This is a genomic window from Streptomyces sp. NPDC058157 (assembly GCF_042884105.1).
GTDB lineage: Bacteria > Actinomycetota > Actinomycetes > Streptomycetales > Streptomycetaceae > Streptomyces.
The window spans coordinates 1-8203 of sequence record NZ_JBHVUQ010000268.1; the positions used below are offsets into that span (position 1 = coordinate 1).

The following is an 8203-nucleotide window of genomic DNA, read 5'->3' on the forward strand; positions in this document are numbered from 1 at the left end:
GGCGGGCACACCGGCCGCCCGCTGACGGCGCTCCGCGAAGGCCCGGCCCGAGCCCCGCGGGGGCGCGGGCCGGGCCGTCCGTCACTCGCCGGGTGACAGGTGGGCGTTGGGCGCCCGGCCCGCCTCCGCGTACTCGGGGAGCTCCACCACCGTGATGCCGCGCTCCCGCAGCCGCTCGGTGCCGTTCGCGCCCGGCACGAAGGTGTCGGGCTCCCGCCAGGCCGTGACCACGCGCCGGATCCCGGCCGCGGCGATCAGCTCCGCGCAGGGGTGCGGGGACGAGGCGCGCCGCCCGCAGGGTTCGAGGCTGCTGTAGACGGTGGCCCCGGCCAGGCCGGGATCGCCGGGCACCTTGGCGAGTGCGGCCTGTTCCGCGTGGACGCGCGGGTCGCCCCCTTCGCGGGAGTGGCCCCGGGCGAGCTCGCGGCCGTCGGCGGAGACGACGACCGCCCCGACGGAGAAGGCCGTCGTGGAGGGCGGGCAGTGCGCCGCCAGCGCGCAGGCCTGCGCGAGCCAGACCGCGTCGGCGGCGGTGGCCCGCGCGCCCCTCCCCGGGCGGCGGTGGGTGGCGTAGCGCAGCAGGGTCACGTCACCGATCCGCCGCGACTCGGCGAGCGCCAGCCGGTGCTCCGGGCCGCCCGGGTAGCCGCCCGGGCCGAACATCCGGGGCGCGTCCGCCCCGCCCACGATGACCGGGGCGACGACCAGCTGGAGTTCGTCCGCCAGCCCCTGGCGCAGGAACTGGGTGTGGACCGAACCGCCGCCCTCCACCATCAGCCGGCGCACGCCGAGGCCGTGCAGGTGCTCCAGGACCTGCGGCCACACGTCCTCCTGCGCCACCTGGTGGACCGTGGCCAGGGCGCCGACGGCGGCCACGGCCCGGTCCCGGGCGGCGCGGCCCACCGCGTAGACGACCTTCGTGCCGCCGTGGTGCCAGAACCGCCGGTCCGGGTCGAGGTCGCCGCCGCGCGTGACGGTGGCCTTCATCGGGTGCGCGGGCAGGCCCGCGCCGACCCGGGCCGCGCGCCGGCCGGCGGAGGCCACCTGGACCCGCGGGTCGTCGGCCCGCAGCGTGCCGGCTCCGATGAGGACCGCGTCGCAGGAGGCGCGCACGGAGTCCACGCGGTCGAAGTCCTCCTCGTTGGAGAGCAGCAGCCGCGGCTGCCCGGGCGGGGTGTCGAGGCAGCCGTCCAGGGAGACGGCGGCCGAGAGCAGGACGTAGGGACGGGGCATGCGATGGCTCCTCGAGGCGGGGGAGAGCGCGACCGCACCGCGGCTGTACCGCGAATGCAGCGGCCGAAGAACGGGGTTGGCCAGACGTCGGGCGATTGGTACAGTCCAATGTGTGCCGTCGATCTTGGAGCCAACCGGTTTCGACGGCCGAGTCGATCTGCGCGTCCGCCCTCCGCGGAACCCTCCACCGGATCAGATCCGGTGCCTCGTCGGACCAACCTACAGCTGGAACCTGACAGACATTCACGGAGGAACCACCTTGACCCGGTCCACCACGCAAGAGCGCAAACGCTTACCCTCGCCGCTGTCGGTGTCGAGGCACCGATGACCGACATCCTGGTCCCCACCTGGCCGTTACGCCCCCACGCGGCGACCCCGCCGCCACCGGACTGGCGGCCCGCCCGCCGCCTCACGCTCCTGATGCCCTTCCACCGCGAGACCGGGGCGACGTTCGCCCGCTCGGCGCGGGCCGTGGCCGCACTGGACTACCCCGCCGAACTGCTCCAGGTGCTCTGGCTCGTCGCCGACGGCCCCGAGCACGCGCCGGAGGCGGAGCGCGCCGAGGCCGCCCGGGCCGCCGCGGGCCGCCCCGAACTGGACTGGCGCGTCCTGCGCCTGCCGAGCATGAGCCCCAAGGGCACCGCCCTCAACCATGCCTTCCCGCACGCCGACGGCGAGGTCGTCGCCGTCGTCGACGCCGACGTCGTACCCGACCCCGGCCAGCCCGCGGAAGCGGTGTGGGCCCTGGAACAGGGCTACGCGCTGGTCCAGGCCGAGGAGGTAGGAGAGCCCGGACCGCGGCTGACCTCACGCGTGAAGACGGCCGAGGACACGGTGTGGCACGCCTCCGTGCGCGGACTGGCCCGGGCCGCCGGCGTCCACGTCGTCGCGGGCAGTTCCGTCTACGCGTGGAGCGCCACCTGGGACACGGTGCGCCCGATCCGCTCGGACGACGTCGAGGAGTCCTACCACTGGTCCCTTCGGCTGATGAGCGACGGCGCCACCACCGGCTTCCTGCGCCGGCCGTCACGCGTCAGCTCGACCGACCGCACCGGCGCCGCCCTGCGCCAGCGTGCCCGCTGGGCCCGGGGGCAGCTACGGGCCGTCGCGGTCACCTGGCCCGAACTCTCCCCGCGCGGACGCCTGCTGGGCGCCGTCACGGTGGGCAGCATGGCGGCCAGGGCCGCGCTGCCGGCCCTCCTCGCCGCCGCGGTGCTCTCGCCCCGGGCGCGCAGGGCCGCGGCCGTCGTGGTGCTGGCCGACGCGGCCTGCGTCCTGGGCGCCCGGCGCAGTCCCGAGTACCGCGACCGGGCCGACGGCCTGGCCTGGGCCCTGGTCGTGCCCTGGCACCTGGTCGGCGCCCTGGCCGTCTACCGCGCCGCATGGGAGCTGGCGCGCGGCGAACGCGGCTGGCACAGCGTCCGGGAGACGGCCGAGGCAGGTCCGGCCGCCCCGGACTCCGGTGAAGGGGCGCCGCGTTGAGCCCCGCCACCGGGCGCGCGCCCGTGATCAGCGCCGCCGTCATGGCCCACCCCCGGCGCCTGGCGGAGGCAGGGCGGCTCGCCGAGGCCCTGCGGCCCTGGCGGGCCACGGTCGCCGTCGACCCCGACCCGAACGGCCCGCCCACCACCTTGCGCACCGCCCGCGCGGCGTGGTCCCGGATCCGCCCCGGAGCCACCCACCACCTGGTGCTCCAGGACGACGTCGAGCCGTGCCGGGACTTCCTGCGGCGGGTGGAGGCGGCCGTCGCGGAGCACCCGGACACCCCGCTCGCCTTCTACGCCAACTGGAATTCCTGGAACGGCGCCGCGACCCGGGCCGCCGCCCTCCAGGGCGCCTCCTGGGTGCCCGCCGTACCGGGGGAGTGGGTGCCCACCCTGGCGCTGCTCCTGCCCCGCCGCGACGTGACGGCGCTGCTGTCGGCGGTGCCCAAGGAGGGCGCCGAGCCGGAACCCGACGACGTGGTGCTGGCGCGTGAGCTGGCCGCGCGCGACCGCCGGGTGCTCATCTCGGTCCCGCACCTGGTGGAGCACGTCGGATCGGCCAGCATCATCGGCAACGACCGCTTCGGACCCCGGCATTCGGCCTGCTTCGCCGACGACGTCGAGGCCCCGGAGGCCGGCGGTGGCGGCTGTGCGGGCACCCTGCCGCAGACCCCGCCGGTGCTCGTCCACCGTCCGCACGGCCACGCCCACGTGATCCTCACCGCCCCCGGCGGCACGGACGGCGAGCCGCTGTTCCTCTCCCGCGAGGCCTACCTGCGCGGCACACCCGTCGCCGGGCGCGCCGCGCAGCGGTGGCAGGAGGCCCGGGCCGGGCTGGCGGGACTGCGCGTCCCGGACGCACTGATGTGGCTGTGCGAGGAGATCTGGCACGGCGGCCACCTGCTCGGCCTGCACACCCCGCCCACCGCGCACCCGCCGTCCCCCGCCCGGGTCCGCGTCGCCCTGCGCAGCTGGATCCTCGGCGGCTCGGCCGGCGACCCCGACCACCGGCTGTGGATCGAACAGCGGGTGACGCGCCTGACCGGCCTGGCCGAAGAGGGCTTCGCCGCCGGACGGGACGACCGGCGCACCCACGGGCCGGTACCCGCCTTCCCGCGAGAGCGGCTGGCCGCACTGCCCGCCGCCCGGCACATCTGGCGCCATCCCCAACTCGCCCTGTCCACCTGAACCCACCGCGCCGACCCGTACCCACCGCGCCGACCCGCGACGCCCCCGAACCGCACCTACCGCACCTACCGCGCCGACCGCACCTACCGCGCCGACCCGCGCCGACCCCGGACCGTGCCCCGGCGGCATCCCCATGCCCGGACGCGGCCCGCCCGTCGGCGCGCACCCCCACGGAACCACACAGCACGTACGCATGAAGGGTGTTGAATACCGATGGCCACGGCCTTTCCCGTAGACGAGAGCCCTGATTCCGAAGTCCCCCGCTGCGAGATCCGCGCGGAGGTCCCCGTCCCCATCGAGTCGGGCGGACGCACGCTGACCGCCCGCATGGTCACCTTCTCCGGGCTGATCGACGGCCGCGAACACCTCGCCCTCGTCTTCGGCGAGGAGATCGCCCCCGTCCCCCTGGTGCGCCTGCACTCGGAGTGCCTCACCGGCGACGTGTTCGGCTCCGGCCGCTGCGACTGCGGTCCCCAGCTCCGCGAGGCCACCGACCGCCTGGCCGAGGGCGGGGTCCTGCTGTACCTCCGTCAGGAGGGGCGGGGCATCGGCCTCTACAACAAGCTGGACGCCTACGTGCTCCAGGACGAGGGACTCGACACCTTCGAGGCGAACCGCCGGCTGAGCTTCGCCGACGACCTGCGGGACTACCGGGTCGCCGCGCAGATGCTCCGGGCGCTCGGCGTCGACGGCATCCGCCTGCTCAGCAACAACCCGGACAAGGCCGCCCAGTTGGCCGCCTCCGGCATCGAGGTGCACGACTCGGTGAGCACCGGGGTGTTCCTCGGCGCCGGCAACCGGCGCTACATCGAGGCCAAGGTCGTGCACGCCGGCCACCGCATCGCCCTCACCGGGGCGGCACCGGCGTGAGCGGTCCGGTACCCGAGGCGCCCGCCGCGCCCGCGCGGTGGCGCCGCACCCTGGGGGTCCCCGACCTGTCGGGCCAGGGCAGGATCGTGGCCGCCACGGCGCTGGACACCTTCGGCGCGGGCATGTTCACCCCGCTGTCCTTCCTGTTCTTCCTGATGACCACCGACCTGACGGTGGCCCAGGTCGGGCTGGGGACCAGCGTGTCGACGCTGCTGTCCATACCGCTGACCCCGATCGCGGGCATGGCCGTCGACCGGTGGGGCCCCCGGGTGTCGCTGGTCTCCAACAACCTGCTCGCCGCCACGGGGTACCTCTGCTACCTCCTGGTCGACTCGCTGCCCGCCCTGGTGGCGAGCATGCTCGTGGTGCTGGGCGCGGACCGCATGTACTGGGCCGCCTGGCCGGCCTTCGTCGCCGACCTGGCCGAGGGCGCCGAGCTCGACCGGTGGTACGCGTTCACGGCGGCCGGCAAGAACGCCAGCGTGGCCGTCGGAGGGGTCGTCGGCGGACTGCTGCTGGCCGGCGGCTGGTCCGGCGCGGCCGTGCTGATCGTCGTCGTCAACGCCTCCACCAGCGTGGTCACCGCCCTGCTGTTCTGGAAGCCCGTACGCCCCGTCCGCCCCGCGGAGCCGGCCGGGCCGGGGCGGCCGGACGCCGCGCGGCCTGCGGACACGTCCAGGGAGCCGGAGCCGGAGCCGGAGTCGGAGCCGCAGCCGCAGCCGGCCGCGGCCCGGTCCGGCTGGCGGGCCGTCTTCGCCGACCGGATCCTGCTCTGCGTCCTCGCCTCCCAGACCGCGCTCGCCTTCGGCTGGCTGATCCCGACCCTCATCCTCCCCGTCTACCTCGTCAAGGTGCGGGACCTGCCGACCTGGCTGCCGTCCACCGCCCTCACCGTCAACGCCCTCCTCATCGTCGCCGCCCAGTCCACCCTGACGGCCCGGCTCGGCGCCGTCGCCCGCAGCCGGGTGATCTCCCGGGCGGCGGTGCTGATCCTGGCCGCCGTGGGGCTGCTCGCCCTGCTCCCGCTCACCGGCGGAGCCGCCTCGATCGCCCTCGTGCTGGGTGCCGTGCTGCTTTTCACCACCGGGCAGATGACCGCCACCCCGGCCGTCGTGGCGCTCTCCGCGACCCTCGCCCCGGCCGGGGCCCGCGGCCGCTTCCTGTCCCTGTTCAACCTCACCTGGACGGTGTCCGCGACGACCGGGCCCGCACTGGTCGGCGCGCTCGTCGAACGGCAGGCGGCCCTCCTGTGGCTGGTGCTCGCCTGCCTCGTGGCCCTGGGCGGCCTCGGCTACCGGTTCACCGGCGGCCTGGCACCGCACCGGCTCGGCAGCCCGCGCGCCCGCCCGGCCGACGCCTGACCCGCCTCCACACATCCCCGCATCCGCTCGCGCCACTCCGTACGACATCCCGAGGGAGACACTCACGTGATCCGTCATTACGGCCCCATCAGCGGCGTCGCCGCCCACGGCAACCGGTACGTCGCCACCGCCGGCTACGACAACCAGCTGATCCTCTGGGACGCGGCCGCCAAGCAGGCCCTCGCCCGCGCCACCCACGACCACCTGAGCAACCAGACGGCGTTCAGCCCCGACGGCCGCCACCTGGTCAGCTCCTCCAGCGACTACTCGGCCCGCCTGTGGACCGTCCCCGACCTCCGGCTGGCCGCCGTGCTCGCCGACCACAAGGACGACGTCGAGATGTCCGTCTTCCACCCCACCGAGGAGCTCATCGCCACCGCCTCACGCGACCACCACGTGCGCGTGTTCGACTTCACCGGCACCCTCCGCGCCACCTTCAGCGGCCACACGGCGGACGTCATCTCCGTCGAGTGGGTCGGCGGCACAGACGAGCTGGTCTCCTCCAGCGACGACGGCACCATCAAGCGCTGGTCCCTGGAGACCGGCGGCATGCTCGCCGAGATCGACCTCGACGGCGTGGAGACCGACACGGTCGCCATCACCCGCTCCGGCGCCATCTACGCGGGCAACGACGAGGGCGAGATCATCGTCATCTCCGACGGCACCACCGTCACCCACCCGGCCCACGAGGCGGGCATCAAGCGGCTCGTCTACAACGCCGACCGGGAACTGCTGGTCAGCCTCAGCTACGACCGCACCCTGCGCGTATGGGACACCTCCGGCGCGCTCGCCCCCGTGGCCACCTCCTCGCTGCCGCCGGAGGTCTGGCCGCGCTCCTGCGCCTTCCTCGACAGCGACACCCTGGCCTTCGCCACCTTCGGCTCCTCCTACGCCACCTACCGCATCGCGGCCGAGGAGTGGAACCTCGACGGCATCGAGGGCACCCCGTGCGTCAACGCCGTGCTCGTGGACGACGCGGGCCGCACCCTGACCATCGGCGACGCCGGAGTGCTGTGGGTGGACGGCGCCCGGCACGGCGAGACCGGCAGCCTGTGCAACTTCCTCACCCCCGTCGGCGACCGCGTCGTCACCGGCGGCCAGATGGGCAAGGTCTTCGACGCCCTGACCGGCGAGGTCCTCCACCAGCACCGCTCGCCGCTCAACTGCGGCGCCGCCTTCACACGCGACGGCGTCCCGCACGTGATCGTCGGCGCCTACACGGGCGAGGGCATCGTCTTCTCCCTGGCGGACGACGGCACCTTCCGGCACGAGACGACCCTGCGGCTGCACGCCAACGCCGTCAAGGGCCTCGCCGTGTCGGGCGACCGGATCTTCTCCGTCTGCGCCGACGGCAGTGCCACCTGGTTCTCGGTGGAGACCCTCACCGAACTGCACCACCTCGACGGTGCCCACGACCGCATCGCCAACGGCTGCGCGGCCCTGCCCGACGGCGACTTCGCCAGCGTCAGCCGCGACTACAAGCTGAGGCTGTGGCGCGGCTTCGAACCCACCGTCGTCACCACCCCGCACGACCACTCGATCAAGTCCGTCGCCGCGACCCCCGACGGGCGGTTCGTCGCCACCGGCTCCTACCACGGCCTGGTCGCCGTGTACGACGTGGCCCTCGGCACCTGGGCCACCACCCGGGTGACCACCGCCGGCATCTCCTCCCTCACCTACGACACCGGGTCGGGCCGCTTCCTCGCCGGCTCCTACGACGGCCACGTCCACCCCGTCTCCCACTGACACCCCTCCCCACCACCACGGAGCACGCGTGTCCCCGACCCCCGGCACCTACGGCTACGGCCCCGACTTCTACGACGACGAACGGGTCTTCCCCCGCTACCAGGAAGCCCGCTCGGCCACCGACGAAGGCAACGCCACCCTGGAGGACCCCTACGTCACGGCCTACGCCGGGGACCTGCGCGGCAGGTCCGTGCTGGACCTCGGCTGCGGCGACGGACGGTTCGGCGCCTCGGCGCTGGCCGCCGGGGCACGCCGCTACCTGGGCGTCGACGGCAGCACCCGGATGCTCGCCCTGGCGGCCACCCGCCTGGACCCGGACAC

General features: G+C 74.9%; 7 protein-coding genes. 6 read left to right on the forward strand and 1 reads right to left on the reverse strand.

The window, feature by feature from the left end:
* Nucleotides 1–81: 81 nt before the first annotated feature.
* Nucleotides 82–1233: a dihydrofolate reductase family protein gene (locus ACFVXK_RS35075; RefSeq protein WP_389620254.1), complete on the reverse strand. Its 1152-nt coding sequence runs from the start codon at nt 1231–1233 to the stop codon at nt 82–84.
* 324 nt (nt 1234–1557) lie between these two features.
* Here ACFVXK_RS35075 and ACFVXK_RS35080 point away from each other — a divergent pair, with 324 nt between their 5' ends.
* The 6 genes from ACFVXK_RS35080 to ACFVXK_RS35105 all read left to right on the forward strand — a co-directional run.
* Complete coding sequence (locus tag ACFVXK_RS35080; protein ID WP_389620257.1) at nt 1558–2715, forward strand: glycosyltransferase family 2 protein; 1158 nt, start codon at nt 1558–1560, stop codon at nt 2713–2715.
* Nucleotides 2712–3905 carry a hypothetical protein gene (locus tag ACFVXK_RS35085; RefSeq protein WP_389620260.1) on the forward strand — a complete coding sequence of 398 codons (1194 nt, stop codon included), beginning with the start codon at nt 2712–2714 and terminating at the stop codon, nt 3903–3905. Before ACFVXK_RS35080 ends, ACFVXK_RS35085 begins: the two co-directional genes overlap by 4 nt.
* A 213-nt stretch (nt 3906–4118) precedes the next feature.
* Nucleotides 4119–4775, forward strand: coding sequence for a GTP cyclohydrolase II (ribA, locus tag ACFVXK_RS35090; RefSeq protein ID WP_389620263.1), 657 nt, complete (start codon nt 4119–4121; stop codon nt 4773–4775).
* Nucleotides 4772–6136 (forward strand): MFS transporter, encoded by a 1365-nt coding sequence (locus ACFVXK_RS35095; protein ID WP_389620266.1) that lies wholly within the window; start codon nt 4772–4774, stop codon nt 6134–6136. Before ribA ends, ACFVXK_RS35095 begins: the two co-directional genes overlap by 4 nt.
* Nucleotides 6137–6202: 66 nt before the next feature.
* The gene (locus ACFVXK_RS35100; protein ID WP_389620269.1) at nt 6203–7882 is read left to right on the forward strand and encodes a WD40 repeat domain-containing protein; all 1680 of its coding nucleotides are present in this window, start codon (nt 6203–6205) and stop codon (nt 7880–7882) included.
* A 28-nt stretch (nt 7883–7910) separates the two neighbouring features.
* On the forward strand, nt 7911–8203 hold a 293-nt coding region (locus ACFVXK_RS35105; protein WP_389620272.1), incomplete at its 3' end, for a methyltransferase domain-containing protein.

Coding starts and splice junctions, on each gene's coding strand:
- ACFVXK_RS35075 (WP_389620254.1), bottom strand. CDS start 1,233: ATGCCCCGTCCCTACGTCCTGCTCTCGGCCGCCGTCTCCCTGGACGGC.
- ACFVXK_RS35080 (WP_389620257.1), top strand. CDS start 1,558: ATGACCGACATCCTGGTCCCCACCTGGCCGTTACGCCCCCACGCGGCG.
- ribA (WP_389620263.1), top strand. CDS start 4,119: ATGGCCACGGCCTTTCCCGTAGACGAGAGCCCTGATTCCGAAGTCCCC.